We start from the raw sequence: 25,674 nt of genomic DNA, 5'->3' as shown, positions 1-25,674 counted from the left end.
TCACGCTTTCATTATACAACGAAAGGAAACCGTCTAAAAGACTAGACGGTTTCCAAAACGGAATTTTATTCTTACGCTTTACCGTTAGAACCGAATTCGCGAATTTTACCAATAACAGTTGCTTTGATAGCGTCGCGGCCAGGTCCGATAAATTTACGAGGATCGTAAACTTCTTGGTCTTTGTTTAATACTTCACGAACAGCTTTTGTAAACTCGATTTGGTTCTCAGTGTTTACGTTGATTTTTGAAGTACCTAAAGAGATAGCTTTTTCGATATCAGCAGTTGGGATACCAGTACCACCATGTAATACTAAAGGTACGCCAGTGAAGTCACGAACTTGTTCCATTTCAGCGAATCCTAAGTTAGGCTCACCTTTGTAAGGACCGTGTACAGAACCTAAAGCTGGAGCTAGGCAATCGATACCTGTTGCTTCAACAAGGTGCTTACACTCTGCTGGGTCAGCGTAAATTACGCCTTCAGCGATTACGTCGTCTTCTTGTCCGCCAACTGTTCCAAGCTCAGCTTCAACAGATACGTTACGAGCGTGTGCGTATTCTACTACTTGTTTAGTAGTTTCAACGTTTTCTTCGAATGGGTGGTGAGAAGCGTCGATCATTACAGATGTGAAACCTGCATCAATTGCTTCTTTACATTTTTCGAAGCTTGAACCATGGTCAAGGTGAATCGCTACAGGAACAGTGATGTTCATTTCTTCGATTAAAGCTTTAACCATAGCTACAACTGTTTTGAAACCAGTCATATGACGAGCTGCACCCTCAGATACACCTAGGATTACAGGAGATTTTTCTTCTTCCGCAGCAGCTAAGATAGCTTGAGTCCACTCTAAGTTGTTCATGTTGAATTGACCAACTGCGTATTTTCCTTCTAGTGCTTTGTTTAGCATTTCTTTCATAGAAACTAAAGGCATGGTGAATCCTCCTAAAAAACGTTTTTTGTATCCGATAAGTTCTTATCGCTGGTAGTATGACCAGAATAAGGTAAAATATGTATATCTACATACCGGACTTTTTTCTACACTCAATAGGATAACAACTTGTACTCAAAAACTCAACCGTATTCACCTGCACAATAGTCCATGTAAACGCTTTTTTCCATATTTTTTATAAAAAATTCATTTTTACGCCTCTACAGCGAGCTCATTTCTCACAGCTTGACGAATTTCATCAATATCAAATGGTTTAGCAAAATGCATTAAAGCTCCTAAATCTTTTGCTTCTTGGATCATATCAAGCTCTCCATAAGCAGTCATTAAAATTACTTTAATACTCTCATCAATTTCTTTTACATGCTTTAAAATCTCTATACCATCCATGCCTGGAATTTTCATATCTAACACTACTAAATCTGGATTATCTTTTTTCACGATATCTAAAGCTTGAAATCCATTCGCTGCTTGGAATGTCTGATAACCTTCTTTTTGGAACACTTCATGTAATAACACACGAATCCCATATTGATCATCAACGATTAAAATTTTACCTTCCATAATTCCCAACCTTTCTTTGTAAGTACAAGATTTAAAGCTTCTTATATCTTAACGATTTATTTTCGCTATTCTTTGGCAAATTCCTTCCTATTCTTTCTTATTTTACCGTTTCCTATTTTGTTATGCTACCCTACGATTTCACCTTTCTAAAAAAATAAATTATAATGAAAGCCGGCAAACACGTACGAAGGGAGTAACATTATGTTAAAAATTTTTTCAACTCAATTAAGTGGTTATTTCTCCAGAGTTTCTCAAAAAGAAGAAATGAATATAGAAGATAGCGCTCGTTTACTTGCTCAAGCACTAGTTGGCGATGGTTTCATTTATTTACATGGTACAAATGAAATGGAGGGCGTTGTTGCCGAGGCACTATTCGGTGCTGAACCAATGAAGCAAGCAAAACGCTTATTTGAAAATGGTAAAGAAGTAGAAGTAACTTCTGCAGATCGTGTACTTCTTATTAGCCGTTTTTCAACAGATGAAGCGGTTGTAGAAATTGCAAAAAAACTACAAGAAGAGGGACACTCTATTGTCGGCATTTCTGCTCTTCAAGAAGGTACGGAATCACTCGAACGATATACAGACGTACATATTGATACAAAACTGTTAAAAGGTCTTATTCCAGACGATGAAGGTAATCGCTACGGATTCCCAAGTTTAATAGTAGCTTTATTTGCTTATCACGGAATCAAATTTACAATCGATGAAATGTTAAATGAATATTAAAAAAAGCGCCTTATTTCAGGCGCTTTTTTTATTACTTGCTCTCTTTATTCGTAATAGAAGCTCTTACGAAGTCATGGAACAATGGTTGTGGACGGTTTGGACGAGAAACAAGTTCTGGGTGGAACTGTGCTGCCACGAACCAAGGGTGGTCTTTTAATTCAATGATTTCAACTAGACGGCCGTCTGGGCTTGTACCAGAGAATACAAATCCTTCTTTTTCCATATCAGGACGGAACTGGTTGTTGAACTCATAACGATGACGATGACGCTCATATACAACCGGCTCATTATAAGCATTGTAAGCATTTGTTTCTTCAGCAAGCTTACATGGGTATAGACCAAGACGAAGTGTACCACCTAGGTCCTCTACATCTTTTTGTTCTGGTAATAAGTCGATGATTGCATATGGTGTGTCAGGGTTGATTTCAGAAGAGTTAGCACCTTCTAAACCTAATACATTACGTGCGAATTCGATTGATGCAAGTTGCATACCTAAGCAAATTCCTAAGAATGGAACTTTGTTTTCACGAGCATATTGAATCGCAACGATTTTACCTTCTACACCACGATCGCCGAAGCCACCTGGTACAAGGATACCATCTGTATCGCCAACTAATTCTTTTACGTTTTCTGCTGTTACATGCTCAGCATTTACCCATTTTACTTCTACATCTGTGTCGAATGAGTAACCAGCATGACGAAGTGCTTCTACAACAGAAATATAAGCATCTTGAAGTTCTACATATTTACCAACAAGAGCGATTTTTGTTTTCTTAGAAAGATTACGCACTTTGTTAACTAGCGCAGTCCACTCTGTCATATCTGCAGCTGGATTGTCTAATTTTAAGTGATCACAAACGATTTGGTCCATGTTTTGTTCTTGAAGAGATAATGGAACCGCATATAAAGTATCTGCATCGCGAGCTTCGATAACTGCTTTTGTATCGATGTCACAGAATAATGCAAGCTTGTCTTTCATATCTTGAGAAACAGGCATTTCTGTACGAACAACGATAATGTTTGGTTGAATACCTAAGCTACGAAGTTCTTTAACACTATGTTGTGTTGGTTTTGTCTTCATTTCACCCGCTGCTTTTAAGTACGGGATTAACGTACAGTGAATGTACATTACATTGTCACGACCGATGTCGCTCTTAATTTGACGGATTGCTTCTAAGAATGGTAGAGACTCGATATCACCAACAGTTCCACCGATTTCTGTAATAACAACATCCGCATTTGTTTCACGGCCAGAACGATATACGCGCTCTTTAATTTCGTTAGTAATGTGAGGAATAACTTGAACTGTTCCTCCTAAATATTCACCGCGACGCTCTTTTTGAAGAACTGAAGAGTAAATTTTACCTGTTGTTACGTTGCTGTATTTGTTTAAGTTAATGTCGATGAAACGCTCATAGTGACCAAGGTCTAAGTCAGTTTCAGCGCCATCATCTGTTACGAATACCTCACCGTGTTGGTATGGGCTCATAGTCCCTGGGTCTACGTTAATGTATGGATCAAACTTTTGAATCGTTACGTTTAAACCACGATTTTTTAAAAGTCTTCCAAGAGATGCTGCTGTAATACCTTTTCCTAAAGACGATACTACACCGCCTGTTACAAAAATATACTTAGTCATGAAAAAGCTCCCTTCTATTTTGCTGTTATATAATCACCGTTGCAAAGCGCAACGTATGTAGATAACACTGTATCCATCTTATTGTTAGACTCTTTTTATTTTCTAAACAAAAAACAAAAAAGAAAATTGCTCCCCTCATCACAAAAAGTAATAAGTAGGGAGCAATTTTCTTTTATATTTACACTTTAAAAGTATTATCGTCCTTTTTTAAAGAGCCCAAAAATGATTCTACATGGACGATAATGAAAAGTCAAGAACTACAGTTCTTCCTCTTCTTCTTCAGTTTCATCATACTCAAGTTCTTCTTCAGCGAAGTCGTCGTCATCTTCGTCTAAATCATCAAGATCGTCGTCATCTCCGTCTTCTTCTTCAAGAACCTTGTCCAAATCTTCTACATCGTCTTCATCTTCACTTACGTCTGCATCGTCGAAGTCATCTTCGTCTTCTTCAATGTAGTCGTCAAAACCGTCTTCTTCAACTTTACGTTTCTTCTTCGGTTTTGGTTGAGGCAAGATTTCTTCATCAATTTGCTCATATGGGTACCAGCTGCGTAGTCCCCAACGATTTTCTCCTAAATTAATGAAACGTCCATCGATGTTTAAGTCTGTATAAAATTGTGCGATTTTCGCATTAACTTGCTCTTGAGATAGTCCCAGCACTTGAGCGATTTCTTGAACCAACTCGTTGAATGTCGTTGCTTGTTTTTTATCCCCTAAAACGCTATGTACAACTTCAATCATTGAACATTCTTTTAGCTCTTCTGGTGAATATTGCTTAAAATCCACTTATGCGGCACTTCCTTTCATCAAATATAACCTTATATATAACGGCCTGCTTAAAAAAATCCATACTATTCATTATAAACAAAAGTCGCACAAATATGCTACAAAAAAAACGGGAAACTTTTATAGGGTAGTAAAATTATAATTTGTCTGTTCCTTATTTCGGAAGCATATGGGCCCCTTGCAATACATACCTAATTTGCATTTCTGTATATTCTTCGAGCGTATACAGTTTTTGCAGCGCCCAGCGTCTAAATCCCCACATCTGTCCTTGTATAAAAATATTATGCGCAAGAAGCTGTATTTCTTTTTTATTTAATGTAAATGTTCCATTTTCCGTACACTGTTCTAAAATATTCTCGAACATTCCTACCATTTGAAACTCCTTTTCTAATACATACGGAAGTGATTCTTTCGGTAAAAAGCGTACCTCTTGATACATTATCAATACTTCTTCCTGTAATTCGTCCATCACTTTAAAGTAATTCGTTATTGCTATCTTTAAACTTTCTATACTCCCTTTTTCTGTACACACTACTTCCTCTAATCTTTCTTTTACATGTTCATATATACTATCACAAACTAAATATAAAACATCATCTTTGGTACGAATGTACTCATAAAGTGTCCCTATACTAAACCCAGCCGCTTTTGCAATCTCTCTCGTTGTTGTACGCGGAAATCCTTTTTGTTTAAACAGTTGCACCGCACCTTTAATCATTTGTTCACGTCTTAACGCAACTAATTTTTCATCTTTCACCGATGCATGCACATTATGTTTAACCATTCTCTTCACCTCTCTCTATTATTTTTTGGAAGGAAAAAGCGTAGGAAAATACCTACGCTTTCGTTCCTACTTCGTTAACATACGAGAAATTACAAGCCTCTGAATCTCTTGTGTTCCTTCATATATTTGTGTAATCTTTGCATCTCGCATATAACGCTCTACTGGATAATCTTTCGTATAACCGTAACCACCAAATACTTGCACCGCTTCAGTCGTCACCTTCATCGCTGCATCGCCTGCAAATACTTTTGACATCGCTGATTCTTTTCCATACGGAAGCCCTTCTGATTCAAGCCAAGCCGCTTGATATGTTAAAAGGCGTGCTGCTTCTACATCTGTTGCCATATCCGCAAGTTTAAAGCCAATCCCTTGCTGCGCCGCAATTGGTTTTCCAAACTGATGGCGCTCCCTTGCATATTCTACAGAAGCATCTAAAGCTCCTTGTGCAATCCCAACAGCTTGCGCCGCAATACCGTTACGACCTCCATCTAATGTTTGCATCGCAACTTTAAACCCTTGCCCCTCTCCTCCAAGTAGATTCTCTACAGGAATACGGCAATCTTCAAAAATAATTTCAGTCGTTGGTGAAGAGCGAATCCCTAGCTTGCTCTCCTTCTTCCCAACTGAAAATCCCGGTGTATCACTTTCTACAATAAATGCACTCGTACCGCGCTGCTTCGATTCAGGATCAGTTAGCGCAAAAACAACATAAATATCAGCAATACCGCCATTTGTAATGAAAATTTTTGATCCATTTAAAATATAATGATCGCCATCTCTCTTTGCGATTGTCTTCATTCCACCAGCATCCGATCCAGATCCTGGTTCCGTTAAGCCGTATGCACCAATTTTCTTCCCTTCAGCCATCGGCCGTAAAAACTTTTGCTTTTGCTCTTCCGTCCCAAATTTAAAAATTGGCCATCCCGCAAGTGAAGTATGCGCAGACAGTGTTACACCTGTTGAAGCACAAACGCGAGATAATTCTTCAATAGCGATTACGTATGCTAAGTAATCGCTTCCAATTCCACCGTACTCTTCAGGCCATGGAATACCAGTTAAACCAAGCTCTGCCATTTGATCAAATAACTCTCGATCAAATCGCTCTTCTTCATCACGCTCAGCTGCTGTTGGTGCCACTTCATTTTTAGCAAAATCTCGAACCATTTTTCTTATCATTTCATGTTCTTCTGATAGTTTAAAATGCATCTCCGTCTCCCCCTCGCCCTTTTATAAAGCACGGCTAATAACAAGTTTCTGTATTTCACTTGTTCCTTCATATATTTGCGTAATTTTCGCATCACGGAAAAATCGTTCTACTGGATAGTCTTTCGTATAACCGTAACCACCAAATACTTGCACCGCCTCAATCGCGACTTCAACCGCTGTCTTAGAAGCAAATAATTTCGCAATAGATGCTTCTTTACCGCATGGTAATCCTTGTGCCCTAAGAGATGCCGCTCTATATACGAGTAACCTTGCTGCCTCGACACTTGTTGCCATATCTGCAAGCTTGAAGCCAATCCCTTGCTGCGCCGCAATTGGCTTCCCGAATTGCTCTCTTTCTTTTGCATAATCAATTGCACAGCCAAGCGCCGCTTCAGCAATTCCTAAAGCCTGCGCACCGATTCCAATTCGCCCAACATCTAAATTCGCCATCGCCACTTTGAATCCTTGTCCTTCTTCCCCAAGTAAATTCTCAGCTGGCACTTTCATATCTTCAAAAGTAAGTTGTACTGTACGAGAACCGAGAAGTCCCATCTTATGTTCATCTTTTCCAATGATTAAACCAGGTGTATCTTTCTCTACTATAAATGCAGAAATACCACTTTTTCCTGCCTCTGGATTTGTAGAAGCGAATACAATGTATGTACTTGCTTCACCACCATTTGTAATAAACACTTTCGATCCATTAATAATATAATGATCACCTTTTTTCACAGCTCTTGATTTCAAACTCCCTGCATCTGATCCTGCATTTGGCTCTGTTAAAGCAAATGCACCTAAATATTCCCCGGTTGCAAGTTTAGAAACATATTTTTTCTTCTGTTCTTCTGTTCCAAAATATAAAATCGGATTCATTCCAACTGACGTATGTACAGCTAAAATTACACCAACTGTTGCACTTACCTTTGAGATTTCCTCAATTGCTAGAATGTAAGAAATAAAGTCCATTTCTGCCCCGCCGTATTTTGCAGGCGCTGGAATACCCATTAATCCAAGCTCACCCATCTTTTGCAAAATCTCTTTCGGGAACACCCCTTGTTCCATACTAGGAACAAAGGGAGCTATTTCCTTCTGTGCAAAATCCCGAACCATTTTCCTCATCATTTGCTGCTCTTCATTAAAACGAAAGTTCATATATTCCGCCTCCATTTGCTATATATCCTTTAAATAATTTGGTAAGACCACTATGTTGTAACAAAGGGGGCATTTATTCGTAAACGTAGAATCCACGACCTGTTTTACGCCCTAACCATCCTGCATTCACATACTTACGTAATAACGGACATGGGCGATATTTACTATCTCCTAATCCTTCATGCAACACTTCCATAATGTATAAACACGTATCTAAACCGATAAAATCGGCGAGTGTCAAAGGCCCCATCGGATGGTTCATACCAAGCTTCATGACTTCATCAATTGCTTCTTTCGTCGCTACACCTTCATATAACGTATAAATTGCTTCGTTAATCATCGGTAGCAAAATGCGATTTGATACAAAACCTGGGAAATCATTCACTTCAACTGGTACTTTCCCAATTTTTTTCGTAATATCTTCAATTGCTTCATATACCGCATCATCGGTAGCCAAACCACGAATAATTTCAACAAGCTTCATAACTGGAACTGGATTCATAAAGTGCATACCGATTACTTTTTCCGGACGCTTCGTTACCGCTGCAATTTCTGTAATTGGCAGAGATGACGTATTCGTCGCTAAAATTGCGTGTTCTGGAGCAATTTCATCTAGATTCGCAAAGATTTTCTTTTTAATATCCATTTTCTCAACAGCTGCTTCAATAATAAGATCCGCTTCTTTCACACAATCTAAATCAAGCGTTACTGTAAGACGATTCAATGTGGCTTCCTTCTCTTCTTCCTTCATACGTCCTTTTTCTACTTGGCGTGCTAAGTTTTTCGTAATGATAGCCAATCCTCTATCTAATTGCTCTTGCTTTAAATCTTGTACCTTCACGTCATATCCTGCCATTGCACATACTTGTGCAATTCCTGATCCCATTTGCCCTGCACCAATTACAACAATGTTTTGTACACCCATTTTTTCTTCCCCCTTAATTGTTAATAAATTTTATACCCTCGAACTTTAATTAGTGGACTTCAATCATCACTGCGTCCCCTTGACCGCCACCGCTACAAATCGAAGCAATTCCAATTCCGCCGCCGCGCTGCTTAAGTGCATGGATTAGTGTAACGATAATGCGCGCTCCGCTTGCTCCAATTGGATGTCCCATCGCTACCGCGCCGCCATTTACATTCAATTTTTCCGGATCAATTCCTGCGATTTCTGTACTTGCAATTGCTACCGCTGCAAATGCTTCATTAATCTCGAATAAATCGATGTCTTCAATTTTCTTGCCTGTTTTTTCAAGCAATGCGTTAATTGCATAACCTGGCGTTCTTGGGAAATCTTTAGATTCCACTGCAATTGCTGTATGCGCCAAAATTGTCGCTAATGGCTTTCTTCCTTCTTGCTTCGCTCTGTCTTCGCTCATTAATACAAGTGCGGCACCACCATCATTTAGTCCCGGCGCATTACCAGCTGTCACCGTCGCTGTCTTATCAAATACAGGTTTTAACTTTGCTAACTTTTCAATCGTTGTATCTTCACGTGGCGCCTCATCCTTTGCAACGACAATAGGATCGCCTTTTCTTTGCGGAATCGTTACTGGCACGATTTCCTCTTCAAAACGCCCTTCTTTATGCGCTGAAACCGCACGCTGATGGCTACGATATGCCCATTCATCTTGCGCTTCGCGAGAAATTCCATCTTCCTTCGCAACTTCTCCGCCATAAACGCCCATGTGTGTACCTGAAAATGCACATGTTAAACCGTCAGCAACGTTTAAATCAACAACTTCGTTATTGCCCATTCTGTATCCCCATCTTGCTCCGCGTAAAATGTAAGGACTGTTACTCATCGACTCCATACCGCCAGCTACAATTAGTGATTGATCGCCAGTACGAATAATCTGATCCGCCAACGTAACCGCACGAAGTCCTGATGCACAAACTTTATTCACTGTTTCCGTCTGCACTTCCCATGGGATTCCAGCAGCCCTTGCAGCTTGGCGCGATGGAATTTGCCCCTGTCCACCTTGAATAACCGTTCCAAATATAACTTCTTCAACATCACTAGCCGCAACATTTGCTCTTTCAAGCGCTGCTTTAATTGCAATTCCTCCAAGTTCCGCCGCTTTTACATCTTTTAAAGATCCTCCAAATTTTCCAACTGGTGTTCTTGCAGCACTTAAAATAACTGTTTTACTCATGTTTCTTTCCCCCATTTCATTTTTTAACACTGAGCGCTCGCTCGGTATCCCTACGTTGAGAAGAGGTGCAATCATTGCACCTCTTTCTAAAGTTGTATACATTCTTACAAACTACATCGCTTCTTTTTTCTGTCCGATAACAGATCGTTCTAAAATCTCTGTCACATCAAGAGTTTGAACCTTCTCTTCTACCTCTTTCGCTTTCGTTCCATCACTGATCATCGTTAAGCAATATGGACAACCTGTACCGATAATGGATGGCTGTACAGCTAATGCTTGTTCTGTACGAGCAACGTTAATACGTGAACCTGTTGTTTCTTCCATCCACATTAAGCCACCACCTGCGCCACAGCACATTCCCGTTTCACGGTTACGTGCCATTTCTACAAGATTCACTCCAGGAATCGCTTTCAAAATGTCACGTGGCGCTTCATACACTTCGTTGTATCTTCCTAAATAACAGGAATCATGGTACGTAACTGTTTCTTCAATAGCGTGAACAGGCTTTAAGCGCCCTTCTTTCACCCACTGAGCTAACAATTCTGTATGATGATAGACTTCTGCTTGCAAGCCAAAGTCCGGATACTCATTTTTAAATGTGTTATAAGCATGAGGATCAATCGTAACGATTTTCTTCACTCCTGCCTTTTCAAATTCTTCGATATTCTTTGTCGCCATCTCTTGGAATACAAATTCATTTCCAAGGCGGCGTGGTGTATCTCCAGAATTCTTTTCTTTATTACCGAGAATTGCGAATGAAATGCCTGCTTCGTTCATTAACTTCGCAAACGATATCGCAATCTTCTGACTACGATTGTCGTATGATCCCATTGAACCAACCCAGAATAAATACTCGAATTCCTCCCCAGCTTTTGATTTTTCTTTTACAGTTGGAACTGTTACTTCGTCATCACCTTGGCGCCATGTTTCACGCTCTTTACGGTTCAGCCCCCACGGATTTCCTTGACGCTCGATATTTGTCATCGCGCGTTGTGCTTCCGCGTCCATTTTTCCTTCAGTCAAAACGAGATATCGACGTAAGTCAATAATTTTGTCAACATGCTCATTCATAACTGGGCATTGATCTTCACAGTTACGGCACGTTGTACATGCCCAGATCTCTTCTTCTGTAATAACATCTCCGATTAAACTCGGATCGTAAGCGAGCGTTGTAGACGCTGATTCTTGTTGCCCTTTTCCAGCTGCCATCATCGCTAACTGATTTCCTTGTGTATTATTGAAGGCAACTACTGGAACCCACGGTGCTTTTGATGTTACCGCAGCTCCTTTATCAGTTAAATGATCGCGAAGTTTTAAAATTAAGTCCATCGGTGATAACATTTTTCCTGTTCCTGTTGCCGGACACATATTTGTACAACGGCCACACTCTACACAAGCGTATAAGTCAATAAGTTGATTTTGTCTAAAGTCTTCAATTTTACCAACACCAAATGTTTCTTGCGTTTCATCTTCAAAATCAATCTTTTCAAGCTTCCCTGGGTTTGAAAGACGACCGAAGAATACATTAGCTGGTCCTGCAATTAAATGCGCATGTTTTGATTGTGGAACATACACTAAAAACGTTAACAAAATTAGTAAATGCACCCACCAAGAAAAATAGAACACTGAAATGGCTACGGTTTCATTTATCCCGCTAAAAACGTAAGCGATTGCAGAAGCAATTGGTTCACTCCATGAAAGCTCCTCGCCATGCCATATAAGTCCCATACCGTTACCAAGTAGCACAGAAATCATTAAACCACCGATAAAAATAAGAACAAGACCTGATTTGAAGTTACGTTTTAAACGAACAAGCTTTTCTACATAACGTCTATGAAAAGCCCAAAATACTGCAATTAAAATAACAAGTGTGACAATTTCCTGGAAGAATGTAAATGCAGGGTATAGTGGTCCAAGTGGAAGATGTGATCCTGGTGCGAGTCCTTTCCAAACGAAGTCAATTGCTCCAAATTGGACAAGAATAAATCCGTAAAAGAACATAACGTGAATGATGCCGCTTTTCTTATCTTTCAGCAGCTTTTTCTGACCGAAAACATTGACCTTAAGGAGATCCCAACGCTCTTTAAAACGACGGTCAAATTCAATCTTTTTCCCTAACTGTATGTAGGCCATTCTCGTCCGTATAAGATATACAAACAAATATCCTGCATAAGCAATAACAGCAATGGCAGCCAGCCAATTAATGATCAGTAAGCTATTCATTTTTATGCTACCCCTCTCTTTGTAAGCCTTCTTTCTTTTTTGAATCTTCAAAAATATATAATTTTCTGAATTATATCCCCTATCCCCATTATATAATGAGTGAGCATTCAGTCAACAGTTTTTTGTTATAGAACAACACATTTTTTCATAAAGCTGTTTATTTCGGTGAAACTATAAAGTGAAACTTTAATCAGCAGGGGTGGTTCATCCCCCGCTGATTATTAGTTGAACCAATCGGGCTTTTACGGGCAGTTGATTTCCAAACTAGCTTCTGCTTATTCATCAATTTTTGAAATAGGAAGCTTACTGCCCGTTAAAGCGGGATAAAGTGACACTTTAACCAGTACAAGATCTATCCTCTAAAGAAATTTATAATAACAGCCGTGCTACCCGTATCATTTGTAACACACTGAAGGTGAAAAGAATGCGAAGGAGGGAATTCACTAATGCTCTACTTATCTCTTTTGTTAATATCCGTTACTCTTTGGATTACAATTGACCTTTCATACGGGAGACTTCTTCATTTAAAACGAGTAAGCTCTCGCACTTTCCCTTTACGTCAAAGTGATTTTCACCTTTATACATACGGGAAAGATTTGTATGACGCTTTATTTACTGATATAAAACAAGCACAGCATCACATTCATATTTTATTCTTCATTGTAAAAAACGATAAAATCAGTCGTGAATTTTTAAAATTGCTGATTGATAAGGCTCAGGAAGGAATTGAAGTACGACTTTTACTTGATCGATTTGGCAGCCATTCTTTATCAAACGAAGCTATTCGCTCCCTGCAAAAACATGGTGTATCTTTTTCATTTTGTCATAAGGTAAAATTTCCTCTGCCTTTCTTTTCTGCCAATCAACGAAATCATAGGAAAATTACAGTGATTGATGGGAAAACCGGCTATATCGGGGGATTTAATATCGGTGAAGAGTATCTAGGGCATAATGAATATTTAGGATTATGGCGAGACTACCATTTACGTCTTACAGGAGAAGGGGTTCAAGATTTACAAAAGCAATTTTTGCATGACTGGTTTGATGATACGAAACAAAATTTATTAGATGCTTCTCTTTATTTTCCAAAACAAAACCCAGGTACCATCCTGCATCAATTTATTCCGACTGATGGGGCTTATTTACAGCATACTTTTTTACATTTAATTAACGCGGCAAAAAAAGAAATCTGTATCGGTACACCATATTTCATTCCTGGAAAAAAAATTATGAATGCCTTATTAAAAGCAAGAGAAAGAGGGGTTCAAATCACAATTCTTGTTCCAGAAAAAGCTGATCACCCTCTTGTTCGAGAAGCCAAATTTCCGTACTGCCGAAAATTAATACAGGCTGGTTGCAATATTTATGCATTTCAACAAGGTTTTTTTCACGCCAAAATTATTATAGTAGACGATGATATTTGCGATATCGGAACAGCAAACTTTGATATGAGAAGTTTATATATTAACCATGAAATAAACTGCCTGTTATATAATAAACATTTCATTCAAACAGTAAAAAAGAAATTCCATGAAGATCTAGAGAATGCATCTGTACTTTCCTATAGCGATGTAAACCCGCCTTCTCTTATCGATAGAGGAAAGGAATGGATTGGAACAATGTTTGCTTTCTTTTTATAGGAAAGACAATGAATAAAAGAGGTGTATCTCATATGCTTATACGGTTTGGATATGTCTCACATGCAATGGCACTCTGGGACTGTTCTCCTGCCAAAACAATGACGTTTACAAGCTTTAAGAAACTCAGCAAGCAAGAGCGAGAAGACAAACTGTACCATGTTATAAGGCAAAATTTAGAGCACACAATACGTATCCTTCATTACAATATAGCGCATGAAATCCCACTATATCGCCTATCGTCTTCCATCGTCCCACTTGCAACACATCCCGAAGTCGAGTTTGACTATATTGGGGTATTCACACCACTTTAGCGTAAAATAGGGGCTTTAATTAAAGAACACAATTTACGAATAAGTTTTCATCCAAATCAATTTACGCTATTTACAAGCGACAAGCCACATATTACTACTAACGCTATTACGGATATGACTTATCATTATAAAATATTGGATGCTATAGGCATTGCAGATTCTTCTTACATTAATATTCATGTAGGTGGAGCCTATGGAAATAAAGAAAAGGCAATTGAGCGCTTCCATGAAAACATAAAAAAACTTCCTACACATATAAAAAAACAAATGACTCTTGAAAATGATGACAAAACCTATACAACCGCTGAAACTTTATCAATTTGCCAAAAAGAAAATATTCCATTTGTATTTGATTATCATCATCATATGGCCAATCTTTGCGAGGAACCACTAGAAGAGTTGCTTCCTGCAATTTTTGAAACTTGGTCACATACAAATATCTCTCCTAAAGTTCACATTTCCTCCCCGAGATCGGAAAAAGAATTTAGGGCTCATGCTGAATATATCGATTTAGAGTTTATTAAGCCTTTCTTACACATTGCAAAAAAACACAATCATAATTTCGATATTATGATTGAAAGTAAACAAAAAGACTTAGCATTATTCCAATTAATAGATGAACTTTCTGCTATAAGAGGAATTAAAAGAATAAGTGGTGCAATGTTACAGTGGTAAATTGTAACTTTGCACCATTTTTTCAAAAAAGTAATTTTTATAGTAAAAAACATCCTATTTTATATGCTATTATTTAAATTAGCATTCCCTCGAGATTCAACTTTATTGAAACGGAGTCATAATATGATTAATCAAAAAAAATATGTACAATTTGTCATAATATACATATCTATATTTGCTCTTTGGATACTCTTTATTCCAAATGAGTCGCATATAAAGGAGATTGGAATTCTTTTCTTATTCTGTTTCGCTGCACTTTTTTCTTGTCACTGTTTATATAAAGCTATTAAGAGAATGAAACGCAGTGATAAACTATTTTGGATTTTATTACTATGTACTTGCCTATGTGGATTAGTTATGGAGATAACCCTATTTCTTAGTTCACTTTCTATACATGATCAATCTATATTTTCATATAAAGCATTACCTTTTTTTATCATACAATATATTTTGCTCTTTGTTGGATTTGCTATAAAGTTTATAAAAAATTATTCTATTAAGGGGCTTTCTCAATTTTCATTCGATAGCATCTTTATTATTATTATGAACATTTATTTCACCTTAACTTTTATCTTAGACCTTTCAAGCTTCCGCATGTTAACAAAGGATACTTGGATTTTAATTGGGTATTTCATTGCACAATCATTAGTAATTTACGCCGTTATTAGCCTATATAGAAGAGAACAATATTCTTCTAGTAGAATTGCATTAATTATCGGTTTCACTATTATACTCGTATACGGTTATATTCATCTGTTTCAATTGAATTTTGGGATGAAAACTTCTGCTGAAATTAATTATTTAATACACACTGCTTCTATTTTATTAATTGGACTTTCTTCCATACTATATATTTTAGATAAACCAATGCAGCATGAAACGAAAACAAAATATTATCGATTCGATTATGTACGTTTTATACTACCTTATTTTAGTATAATTATTACTTTTTCTTTTATTATCATTCAACCTTGGGATGATAAATTCATGTTAATCGGTCTCGTATTATCACTTATTTTGTTATTCTTGCGGCAACTTTACATGTGGAAAGATAATCAAGCACTAATTCATACATATGAACAGTTGACTACACAACTAGAGGACGAAGTTGAAGAAGGTGCATTTGCATTATCAAAAAGTGAACAACGTTATAAATCTTTATTCGAGGACCATCCCGATGCCGTTTTCTCTTTAAATATGAATGGCATTTTTCAACAATCTAATAAGGCGTGCGAAAGCTTATTTACTGCCTATTATTGCGAAGTGGCAAGCTATTCTCTGGTACACTTCATTGATTCAAAAGACCACGAACTACTAAAGAAGGCTTTACAAATTACAAAGGAAGGTAGGCCACAAACGTTAGAAGTTCGTACAAAAGAACAAGAAGGCTATTATTATTATCTCCATATTACACTTATCCCTACTTTTATAAACAAAGAAGTGGTCGGAATGTTTGGGATAGCACGTGATATTACCACCTTATATGAAAAACAAAAACAAGTAGAACATTTAGCCTTTCACGATGCACTTACTGGATTACCAAATCGTCGAAAGTTCGAAAAAGATTTAAAAGCCATTTTAAATACAGCCCAAACTAACGCAAATGATGTCGCCGTCATATTCCTTGATTTAGATCGATTTAAAAAAATTAACGATAGACTTGGCCATGACGTTGGAGATTTATTATTAATTGAAGTAGCAAAAAGATTACGCGGTTGCTTGCGTTCAAAAGATATCGTCGCTCGCCAAGGTGGAGATGAGTTTACAATTCTATTGCCAGAAATGTACTCAGAAAAAAGTGCAATTTTTATAGCTGAACAGATTTTAACTATTTTAAACAAACCATTCTTCATTCAAGGCGAAGAACTCTCTATTACACCAAGTATCGGAATTGCGATGTACCCTGATTATGGAACTGATGTAAATGAGTTAATGAAAAATGCTGATATGGCTATGTATCGTGCGAAAGCAAATGGAAAAAACAGATTTGTTTTCTTCTCAAAAGAAATGAGTATCGCTCAAAATGAAATTCAATTCTTAGAAGGTGAACTTTCAAAAGCATTACAACAAAATGAATTTTTCCTTGAATACCAGCCACAAGTAAGCACAAAAACAAAACAAATTATCGGTTTTGAAGCATTAATACGTTGGAAGCATCCAAAACTCGGTATCGTATCTCCTGCCCAATTTATCCCTCTAGCAGAGGAAACTGGTTTTATTATTGAACTTGGCAATTGGATTTTACGTACTGCTTGTTTAGAGGCAAAAAGATGGCATAATCAAGGTTTCTCTCACTTAAAAGTTGGTGTAAATCTATCTGTTGTTCAATTTAACCATGCAGATTTAATCCCAACTATTTCAAAGGTATTGGAAGAAACAGAACTGAAACCAGAAGCACTAGATATTGAAATTACGGAAAGCATCGCAATTAATCAAAATCAATCTGTAGTTGCAAAACTCGAACAACTTCAAAATCTCGGTATTCAAATTTCAATCGACGACTTTGGAACTGGTTATAGTTCTTTAGCTTATTTAACAAAATATCCAATCAACACATTAAAAATCGCTCGAGAGTTTATTTGTGGAATTACAACTAGCCCTTTAGAAGAAGCAATTGTCTCTTCCATTATTACACTATCAAAACAACTAAATTTAAAAGTGATTGCAGAAGGTGTAGAAACGGAAGAAGAATGGGAATTTTTACATAAACAAAATTGTGATCACATTCAAGGATTCTTTATTAGCAAACCTGTTTCTAGTAAAGACGTTTGGATGTTACTCCATAAAAAAACAACCGTCTAAGTAAGACGGTTGTTTTTTTTTAAAACTCAAAAGGCATATCTGAAGCTAATTGTACCTCTTGATCATCATGAGAAATTACTTGGCTTTTCTCTAAAGCTGTATCCGCTAATGAAATACCCCATGTCATTGCTAACGTTAATAGACTACCGATAAGTAGTTTCTTCATATTCCATCACCCACATTTTTTCTTTTAATATATCATGAAAATTTATCCATACATTATGCAATTATGCATATTTAGTTTTTGCGTTATTTTATTTCGTCATTTTTTTCATAAACTTTTCTTTATACGTATGCATTTCTAGTATATCAAAAAAGAAATAAGCTTTTTCATAAGCTTCTTCACTCTCTACCTCATCGTAGCCTAGCTTTTCTAAACATTCACCTTTTTGATAGTATAGCTGCCCAATCAATGCCATACTATTAATTCGACACGATATTTCAATAGCTTTATTTATTTGATAAAGAGCCTCTTCATATTGATTATCTAAGTATAATGTTTTCGCATAATTATGTCTTACCTTCACATCAAACTCTTTATTTTCAGGTAATGCCTCTAATTGCTTTAATATACCTTCAAATAACTCCATGCCCTTCTTAAAGTAACCATTTTCAGCATAAATATTTGCAATTGCATTCTCTATATAAAGATTTTGGTACACATCAATCCCAGTTAATTGTTGATTTAATAATTTTTTCAATTCTAAAATGCAATATTCATAATCACTTTTCTTCAATACATACGCTGCTACATGATATTGCCATTGAAGAAATTGCTGAAACTCAGGATGATATTCTTCCTTTTTCAACTCATTCCATACTTTATTATAAATTTCTTTATATTTCTTTTGCTTACAAAGCATAATGATTTGATCTTTTAACTGCTTTTTCCTCTCAATATCGGAATAAATGAGTACCTCATAAAAATGAATAATGGGAACTTGTAACTTTGCTGCAATACCTTGCAATATATCCATACTTGGGTATACCGCACCCGATTCAATTCTGCTCACTTCCGATTGATGACATATGTTCTCGGATAACTGTTTTTGTGTTAATCCTCTCAACACTCTAATTTTCTTAATTTCACTTCCTAATTTCTCTGTGTGCATACTTACTCACCATCCCATTATAACAATCTAATTTGTTAAGTTGTCATACCACTACAATAATGTGAATTCGACAATTTTTGATATGAAATAATGCATAATATATATAAAATTCGGCAAATTTTTCATACAATTCATCTCACATACAATAATAGATTAGGAGTGTTATAGATGAATTATAGAAAACTTGCTAGTGCTTTCGTTACATTCGGTCTTCTTTGCCCTTTATCAACAGAAGCTATTCATGCTCAAGAATTAGACAAAAGTGCAGTCAAAGTTGAAATTGCTCAGCCTGGTTTAACAATCGGGAAATTAACACAACCTCAAAATGATACGAAAGAAAATATTGCTAAAAAGTATTTAAAAGGTGAGGTAAATGGGGCGAAAGCTCAACAAGAACAAGTCACTACTGAAAAAAATGTAGATTTCCAACCTACCAATAAAGAAACCAAAGAAAATCAAACCGAAGTTCGCCTTGCACAAACATATAAAAACTATAAAGTATATGGCCAAGATCTCATTGTAAAAGTAGATAAAAATGGAGTGATCACAACTGTTAGTGGTAAAGTTATTCAAAATTTAAATCAACAACCTAATCTTACTATAACAAATTTTTTGTCGAAAAATGAAGTAAAATCTAAATTACGCGATATAGTTCAAATTCCAAGCGATGCAGTTGAGACTGAATTCTCTAGCGAAACCGTTGTTTATAAGAAAAAAGATGGCTATTATACATTCGCAACTGTTATTACATTTACTTATGAAAACAATGAACAAATTATAAACGGCAATGCTATCGTTGATTTAAAAACTGGCGAAGTACTTTTTCAAGAAAAATTCATTAAAAACAAAGAGAATAAGACTATAAATCAAGTAACATCACCTAGATTATCCCCTGCAAGTGAGCAAGGAACTGGGAAAAATGCACTTCAAGAAAACATCTCTTTCAATATTGCCAAAGGAACTGATGGAAAATTTTATTTAGCGGATTTATCACGCGGAAATGGTATTTATATTTATAATGCAAACTACGCCGATTCCCTTGGAGGATATAGTCAAGCTGGTTATCCAGGGACACTAATTTCAAGTAGTACTCCTAATTTTGCAGATAAAGAAGCCGCGGGCGCTATGAAGAACATGAGTGATATTTACGATTACTTTAAGAAAGAACATAATCTAAAAAGTTACGACAATAAAGATTCAAAAGTTGTTGCTAGTGTACACGGTTTTGATTCTACTGAAGTTAGTGATGGTGTAAAAGAAGACTATGTAAATGCATTTTGGCATCCCGCTTGGAACCAAATGGTATTTGGTGATGGTTTAGACGGAAAACTAACATCCGCTCTTGATGTAACAGCTCATGAATTTGGACATGCTGTATTCAGTGGCACGACGAAAAATAAAGTTGTGAGATATCCAAGCGCTGAAACATCTGCACTAAACGAGGGATTAGCGGATTTCTGGGGTACACAAATCGAATATTACGTAAAGAAAGATAAAGGAAACTGGATTATGGGCGATACATTAGGTGGCCTAACAATTCGTGATATCCCAAGGGAAATTGGTGACGGCGGTCATAAACTATATACAAATTTACAAGATTTCTATAACGATGGTAATAATCAAGAATCACACGTGAATTCTGGTATTATCAGTCACGTATTATATCAATTAGCTGAAGGTAAAACATATAACGGTATTGCTGTTCAAAAACAAGGAAATGAAAAAGTAAGTAAAGTTGTTATGCGTGCATTGCAAAATTATGCAACTTCCGCTGAAGACTTTGAATCACTTCAATCTCATATCGTACAAGCTTCAAAAGATTTATATGGCACTGCCGTATCAAATGAATTTGCAAAGGCATTTGAAGCACACGGTTACAAACCGTTACAAAAAGTAAATCAAGTAATAGAAGTACAATAATTATAAAAAGAAGGTTACCTCTCATAGATAACCTTCTTTTTATATCCAACCCTTTTCTTCCGCAATTGTAATTGCCTCAATTCTATTTTTCGCATCAAGCTTCGCTAATACTTCAGAAATATAATTACGTACTGTACCCGGCGAAAGATAAAGTGCCTTCGCAATTTCGTTTGCCGTCTTTCCTTCTTTCGCAAGCAACAGTACTTCCTTTTCGCGATCTGACAACGGATTTTGCTCCTGCCATAAGCCAAACATTAAATCTTGGGAGACCTCTCGTTTCCCCTTCATTACATTACGAATTGCTGCCGCTAAATCTTCACTTGGGCTATCCTTTAATAAATAGCCGTGCACACCAGCTTTCATTGCTCTTTCAAAATATCCCGGCCGTGCAAATGTTGTTAAAATCATTACTTTGCATGATGATTTTTCTTTCTTTAAAGTCTCAGCGACATCCAATCCACTTTGAATCGGCATTTCAATATCCATAATACTTACATCTGGCTTTAACGATTCAATTAATTTTAACGCCTCTTCCCCGTTCGCAGCTTGCCCAATTACTTCGATATCATCTTCTAGATCAAGCAGGGCCCCTAATGCACCACGAAGCATCCGCTGGTCTTCTGCAATAATAATTCGAATCATGCCCTCACCTCATCTTTTCCTGTTCTAATAACAACTGGAACTTTTACCGTTAATAACGTCCCTGGATTGATTGTACCTAGTTCAACAAATCCATCAATAAGAGCAATTCGTTCTTTCATACCGCGAATACCATTTCCATCATGATTTTGATCTGTTAAACCGATTCCGTTATCTTCTACTTTCAAAATCAGTTCACCTTGTGATTCTAATACAGAAACTGCGCACCGCGTTGCCTTACTATGTTTTACAACATTTGTAACGGCCTCACGTAAACACATCCCGACAATATTTTGTTCAATTGGTGATAACGAGCTCGATCTTGCTTCTTGCCTCACTTCTAATTCAATATTAGCTGCTTGTAAGATCGCTTTTATTTGCTCTAGCTCTTCTTCTACCGTAATCATACGCATATCAGAAATTAATTCTCTAAGCTGTTTTAAGGCGGTACGAGAAGTTTGTGTAATTTCCTTCGCTTCCGCACTTGCACGCTCTGGATTTTTCACAATTAACTTCTCAACGAGCTGGCTTTTTAAAGTAATAAGAGATAAGGTATGCCCTAATGTGTCATGAAGATCTCTTGCAATTCGCTGCCGTTCTTCACGTTTTACTAAATCTTTAATTTGCTCGTTCGCCTCATCTAATTGATTTCTTAACATCTTTTTCTGATTAAAATTACGCATACCAAATGGCGTAAGAAGCATTAAGATAAACATCGGAACGATATTTACTAAACTTGTAGTTGTTAGTTGATTCATATTTACAAATAAAAATGCTCCAAGCATTATAACTAACGAGCATAACAGCACTCGAAATACTTTCTTATTTGGCGCAAATCCCATCGCACTTGCTGTGAAAAAGCCAAAAAATATCATAAAAGGATTATAAAATAAAGCAAATAAAAAGATGAGTATCATTTGAATGCATGCCCATAAAATAAACGTCTTCTGAACAAAATATAGCTGACGGTATGTGATAATAAAAAGTATCAACATACTGCTTCCTAGCACAAGCTTCCATCCTGATGCTTGTGCTAAGTGATAAATTGGAAATAATAGATAAACAAACCACATGTACGGAAAAAATCCCATATGTTTCGGAAAAATCTCAATCCTCTTCTTCTCTATCATTTATACCGCTTCCTGTCTTTTTCTTATATATATTGATACTACAACAAATATAAGGAAATAACCTCCTAATACCGCGATATTTTCCCATCCAATTGATTTTCCAGCTACAATATCCCACGCACCACTTCCGAAATGGTATGTCGGTGTCCATTCACCAATCGTTCTTAATATTTTTGGGAATACTTCAATCGGCATCCACAACCCGCCAACTATAGCTAAACTCATATTTAAAATATTTGCTAAGCCAGCAGCTGCGTCCGCCTTCTTAATGGAACCTATTACTGTTCCTAACGCTAAAAATGGTGTTACCCCTAACAATAACCATAACCCCGCACCTATCCATTGCCCTACCGTTAACTCAACATGATTAATTAGTATCCCTGCAATAAAGATAACTAATATTGAAAAAGCATTTACTACTGTTTGAGCGATAATTTTTGCTGTTAAATATGCTCCCTCTGGAAGCGGTGTAATTTTTAGAAGATGTGTCCATCCTTGCCCTCTTTCCTGAGAAAGTCTCACACCGAAACTAAAGAGTGCAGTCCCTACAATACTGAAAGTTGCCATCGAAATTAAATAGTGTGCTTTCCACGCATCTCCGTTTTGTGGTACTTGAACAACATTTGTGAAAATGTAGTAAAACATAACAGGCATTAATAATGAGAAAAAGATAAATAATTTATTGCGGAATGTACGTAAAATTTCTATTTTGCACTGCATCCATAACGCTCTCATGCGATTTCCTCCTTCTGATTTGCAACGAATTGTTCAAATGCCTCATCAAGACTTCCACGTTCAACTGAAACATCTGTTACAGGTAAACTCCTTTGATAAATGGCTTTTAAAGTTGCATCCGTATCCTCCGTTGTTAAAATGAAGCGTCCTTCGTTTGACTTTACTTCTGTTACATTTGGTAATTCCTTTAGTAATTTTGTAGGAATGCTTTCCTTTGAGTAAAATGTGATTGTTTTTCTCGAAATTGTTGCTTTCATTTCGTCTGGTGTACCATCTGCGATAATCTTTCCGTTCGCAAATAATAAGATACGATTTGCTAAAGCATCTGCTTCTTCTAAATAATGCGTCGTTAAAATAATCGTTTTCCCTTCACTTGCTAACTTTCGAATCGTTTCCCAAAACGTTCTTCGAGACGTAATATCCATTCCGACTGTCGGCTCATCTAAAAATAACAAATCTGGATTTCCCGCAAATGCAAGCGCAAAGTTTAACCTTCTTTTTTGCCCACCTGATAACTTCTCACATCTTTGCTTTCGCTCTGATTCTAAATTTGATAACTGCAGTAACGTTTCTTTCGCTATAGGATTCGTATAATAACTACGGAATAACTCAATTGCCTCTTCCACCGTAATACTATCAATGACACTTACTTCTTGCAGCATCGCACCGAGGCTATTACGAACATCTCTATGCTTTGGACTCTTTCCAAATATAGAGACCTTACCTTCCGTTGGTTCCTTTAATCCAAGCATCATCGACATCGTCGTTGTTTTCCCAGCACCATTTGGCCCAAGCAACGCTACTATTTCCCCTTTATTTACATGAAATGAAACATTATTTACTGCGTTTTTATGTTTAAATGTTTTAGAAACACCATTTACTTCAATAATCTTTTCCATCTCTCCACCCCCGCTGTTTCTTATATTTATATTGTATTACTTGGAAAACTTAGGAAACAGTATGATGCGTCATGACAATTGTCATGTATTCTTTATGAGAGGAATCAACCCGTATACCGCAAGCGAGTAGCAGGACGAAAATAAACATGATACAATCGGATAAGATATATATTCGAGGAAGGACAGTGGTTTTCATGATTATTCGTAATGAACAAGATTTAGAAGGCTTACGAAAAATCGGCCGCATCGTTGCGCTTGCACGTGAAGAAATGAAAAAACAAGCGAAGCCAGGTATGACAACGAAAGAGCTTGATTTGATCGGTAAAAAAGTATTAGATGAACATGGTGCTATTTCTGCACCTGAAAAAGAATATGATTTTCCAGGTGTAACTTGCATTAGTGTAAATGAAGAAGTTGCTCATGGTATTCCAGGAGATCGTGTATTAAAAGAAGGCGACTTAGTAAACGTCGATGTATCTGCTGCACTTGATGGCTATTATGCAGATACAGGCATTTCATTTGTTCTTGGAGAAGACGAGGCAAAAGAAAAACTTTGCCAAGCAGCAGTTGATGCATTTTGGGCAGCAATGAAAAAGGTTAGAGCTGGCTCAAAACAAAATCAAATTGGTCGTGCTGTTTCAAACTTCGCACATAAAAGTGGATACAATGTTATTCAAAACTTAACTGGTCACGGCATTGGTCTTAGCTTACATGAAGCACCAAATCACATTTTAAGTTACTATGATCCAATGGATAATGCGCTTCTAAAAGACGGTCTTGTTATCGCTGTAGAACCGTTCATCTCTATGAAAGCTGATCATATTATTGAACGTGGTGACGACGGTTGGACATTCGTTACACCTGATAAAAGTCTTGTTGCACAATGTGAACATACTGTTGTCGTAACACGCGGCGAGCCAATAATCTTAACAGAAATCTAATATCAAAAACGGCTGTTTTGTAGATTTATTCCACATAAAACAGCCGTTTTTATTTTTGGGAAAATATGTGAACCATTGTTGAACTCTTTATCATTTAAGTATATAATCTTTAGCGGAGGTTACTTAAGCTTATCTTTACTAAAAAGATATTGTAACTAAGGAGTAAAACACCTTCTTTCTTATTGTTTAAACAGGCTCAAAAATGACCGTAGTAACGTGTTAGTCGAATATTCTGTAATCCTTATATTTCTCTAACAATGTAAGAAACTATCACCTTTCAACTTCGGTCCACTAGTCGCACAACTCTCTTTAGACAAAATAAATGACTATTTTCAAAGTACATATTGTCTTCATTCTGACCAAAACCAACCCTATCTAGATTTTTATTTCCACATAACTTTAAGGCAAAAATAAGCCTTCACAAAGGGATACACTACCTTGGTTAGTATGTATCGTAAAACTTACCTTTATAACCATTCTTTTTTACTAGATATACATGAAAACTATCTCACATATAAAGGTCTGATATCATTATTTATATCAGTATTTTTTTCGACATTTTTTGTCGAATTGTGTATATTTCCATAGAACTGTGTAAATATACATTTTGTTTTACGTTAAATAATATTGCTTTGAACATAATTCTGTTTGTCTGAGAACGCGTATAGAAACGGAGGGATAACAAAAATAA

Annotated in this window: 21 protein-coding genes and 1 pseudogene; 6 read left to right on the top strand and 16 right to left on the bottom strand. The window is 36.7% G+C overall.

All coding sequences use genetic code 11. From position 1 onward, the window contains the following. Positions 1 to 71 precede the first annotated feature (71 nt). Both MR168_RS04610 and spo0F read right to left on the bottom strand, forming a co-directional pair. On the bottom strand, positions 72 to 929 hold the full coding sequence (locus MR168_RS04610) for a class II fructose-bisphosphate aldolase (RefSeq protein WP_001131855.1): 858 nt from the start codon (positions 927 to 929) through the stop codon (positions 72 to 74). 210 nt (positions 930 to 1,139) lie between these two features. Further along, entirely contained in the window at positions 1,140 to 1,508 is a 369-nt protein-coding gene (gene spo0F, locus MR168_RS04605; RefSeq protein WP_000398594.1) for a sporulation initiation phosphotransferase Spo0F, read from the bottom strand. Between the two features lie 201 nt (positions 1,509 to 1,709). Between spo0F and MR168_RS04600 the strand changes: the two genes are divergently transcribed. Then, positions 1,710 to 2,234: a DUF2529 domain-containing protein gene (locus MR168_RS04600; RefSeq protein WP_000912404.1), complete on the top strand. Its 525-nt coding sequence runs from the start codon at positions 1,710 to 1,712 to the stop codon at positions 2,232 to 2,234. 31 nt (positions 2,235 to 2,265) lie between these two features. On the opposite strand, the gene pyrG is transcribed toward MR168_RS04600, so the two are convergent. The 8 genes from pyrG to MR168_RS04560 form a co-directional block, all read right to left on the bottom strand. Then, complete coding sequence (gene pyrG, locus MR168_RS04595; RefSeq protein WP_000170460.1) at positions 2,266 to 3,873, bottom strand: CTP synthase; 1,608 nt, start codon at positions 3,871 to 3,873, stop codon at positions 2,266 to 2,268. Between the two features lie 257 nt (positions 3,874 to 4,130). Beyond that, positions 4,131 to 4,658: a DNA-directed RNA polymerase subunit delta gene (gene rpoE, locus MR168_RS04590; RefSeq protein ID WP_048534474.1), complete on the bottom strand. Its 528-nt coding sequence runs from the start codon at positions 4,656 to 4,658 to the stop codon at positions 4,131 to 4,133. A 154-nt stretch (positions 4,659 to 4,812) separates the two neighbouring features. Then, positions 4,813 to 5,442: a TetR/AcrR family transcriptional regulator gene (locus MR168_RS04585; RefSeq protein WP_000238599.1), complete on the bottom strand. Its 630-nt coding sequence runs from the start codon at positions 5,440 to 5,442 to the stop codon at positions 4,813 to 4,815. Between the two features lie 66 nt (positions 5,443 to 5,508). After that, positions 5,509 to 6,648, bottom strand: coding sequence for an acyl-CoA dehydrogenase AcdA (gene acdA, locus MR168_RS04580; RefSeq protein ID WP_049107313.1), 1,140 nt, complete (start codon positions 6,646 to 6,648; stop codon positions 5,509 to 5,511). Positions 6,649 to 6,669: 21 nt separating this feature from the next. After that, positions 6,670 to 7,800 (bottom strand): acyl-CoA dehydrogenase, encoded by a 1,131-nt coding sequence (locus MR168_RS04575; RefSeq protein ID WP_001011179.1) that lies wholly within the window; start codon positions 7,798 to 7,800, stop codon positions 6,670 to 6,672. Between the two features lie 73 nt (positions 7,801 to 7,873). Next, positions 7,874 to 8,725, bottom strand: coding sequence for a 3-hydroxybutyryl-CoA dehydrogenase (locus MR168_RS04570; protein WP_000538874.1), 852 nt, complete (start codon positions 8,723 to 8,725; stop codon positions 7,874 to 7,876). Positions 8,726 to 8,774: 49 nt separating this feature from the next. Beyond that, complete coding sequence (locus MR168_RS04565; protein ID WP_002025101.1) at positions 8,775 to 10,058, bottom strand: acetyl-CoA C-acetyltransferase; 1,284 nt, start codon at positions 10,056 to 10,058, stop codon at positions 8,775 to 8,777. A 9-nt stretch (positions 10,059 to 10,067) separates the two neighbouring features. Then, entirely contained in the window at positions 10,068 to 12,179 is a 2,112-nt protein-coding gene (locus MR168_RS04560; protein ID WP_001086776.1) for a (Fe-S)-binding protein, read from the bottom strand. Between the two features lie 446 nt (positions 12,180 to 12,625). On the opposite strand from MR168_RS04560, the gene cls reads away from it, so the two are divergent. From cls to MR168_RS04545, 3 genes and pseudogenes are all read left to right on the top strand, one after another. Continuing rightward, positions 12,626 to 13,819 carry a cardiolipin synthase gene (gene cls, locus MR168_RS04555; protein WP_086412175.1) on the top strand — a complete coding sequence of 398 codons (1,194 nt, stop codon included), beginning with the start codon at positions 12,626 to 12,628 and terminating at the stop codon, positions 13,817 to 13,819. A gap of 32 nt (positions 13,820 to 13,851) precedes the next feature. Continuing rightward, positions 13,852 to 14,805: pseudogene (gene uvsE, locus MR168_RS04550) on the top strand (UV DNA damage repair endonuclease UvsE). A 123-nt stretch (positions 14,806 to 14,928) separates the two neighbouring features. Then, the gene (locus MR168_RS04545) at positions 14,929 to 17,607 is read left to right on the top strand and encodes a DUF4084 domain-containing protein (RefSeq protein ID WP_016123891.1); all 2,679 of its coding nucleotides are present in this window, start codon (positions 14,929 to 14,931) and stop codon (positions 17,605 to 17,607) included. A gap of 19 nt (positions 17,608 to 17,626) precedes the next feature. Here MR168_RS04545 and MR168_RS04540 read toward each other — a convergent pair whose 3' ends face one another. Then, the gene (locus tag MR168_RS04540) at positions 17,627 to 17,773 is read right to left on the bottom strand and encodes a quorum-sensing peptide PapR (protein WP_000734744.1); all 147 of its coding nucleotides are present in this window, start codon (positions 17,771 to 17,773) and stop codon (positions 17,627 to 17,629) included. An 88-nt stretch (positions 17,774 to 17,861) separates the two neighbouring features. Then, positions 17,862 to 18,719 carry a helix-turn-helix domain-containing protein gene (locus tag MR168_RS04535; protein WP_242291200.1) on the bottom strand — a complete coding sequence of 286 codons (858 nt, stop codon included), beginning with the start codon at positions 18,717 to 18,719 and terminating at the stop codon, positions 17,862 to 17,864. A 168-nt stretch (positions 18,720 to 18,887) separates the two neighbouring features. Between MR168_RS04535 and MR168_RS04530 the strand changes: the two genes are divergently transcribed. Next, positions 18,888 to 20,639 carry a M4 family metallopeptidase gene (locus MR168_RS04530; RefSeq protein ID WP_016123892.1) on the top strand — a complete coding sequence of 584 codons (1,752 nt, stop codon included), beginning with the start codon at positions 18,888 to 18,890 and terminating at the stop codon, positions 20,637 to 20,639. Between the two features lie 39 nt (positions 20,640 to 20,678). Here MR168_RS04530 and MR168_RS04525 read toward each other — a convergent pair whose 3' ends face one another. Genes MR168_RS04525 through MR168_RS04510 form a run of 4 tightly spaced genes read right to left on the bottom strand, consistent with a single transcriptional unit; the run spans position 20,679 to position 24,042 of the window. Beyond that, the gene (locus MR168_RS04525) at positions 20,679 to 21,281 is read right to left on the bottom strand and encodes a response regulator transcription factor (protein WP_000619259.1); all 603 of its coding nucleotides are present in this window, start codon (positions 21,279 to 21,281) and stop codon (positions 20,679 to 20,681) included. Then, a complete protein-coding gene (locus tag MR168_RS04520; RefSeq protein ID WP_000570615.1) occupies positions 21,278 to 22,408 on the bottom strand; it encodes a sensor histidine kinase in 1,131 nt (376 codons plus the stop codon). Before MR168_RS04520 ends, MR168_RS04525 begins: the two co-directional genes overlap by 4 nt. Beyond that, positions 22,409 to 23,143: an ABC transporter permease gene (locus MR168_RS04515; protein WP_001202431.1), complete on the bottom strand. Its 735-nt coding sequence runs from the start codon at positions 23,141 to 23,143 to the stop codon at positions 22,409 to 22,411. After that, positions 23,140 to 24,042 carry an ABC transporter ATP-binding protein gene (locus MR168_RS04510; RefSeq protein ID WP_086412176.1) on the bottom strand — a complete coding sequence of 301 codons (903 nt, stop codon included), beginning with the start codon at positions 24,040 to 24,042 and terminating at the stop codon, positions 23,140 to 23,142. The genes MR168_RS04515 and MR168_RS04510 overlap by 4 nt, the downstream gene beginning before the upstream one ends. A gap of 146 nt (positions 24,043 to 24,188) precedes the next feature. On the opposite strand from MR168_RS04510, the gene map reads away from it, so the two are divergent. Beyond that, a complete protein-coding gene (gene map, locus MR168_RS04505; protein WP_003313889.1) occupies positions 24,189 to 24,983 on the top strand; it encodes a type I methionyl aminopeptidase in 795 nt (264 codons plus the stop codon). The last annotated feature ends 691 nt before the right edge of the window (positions 24,984 to 25,674 follow it).

It is taken from the genome of Bacillus cereus group sp. BfR-BA-01356 (genome assembly GCF_022663635.1).
In the GTDB taxonomy this organism is placed as follows: Bacteria; Bacillota; Bacilli; order Bacillales; family Bacillaceae_G; genus Bacillus_A; species Bacillus_A cereus.
Note: the sequence above shows the minus strand (reverse complement) of the source record. Positions and strands in the feature narration are given on the sequence as shown.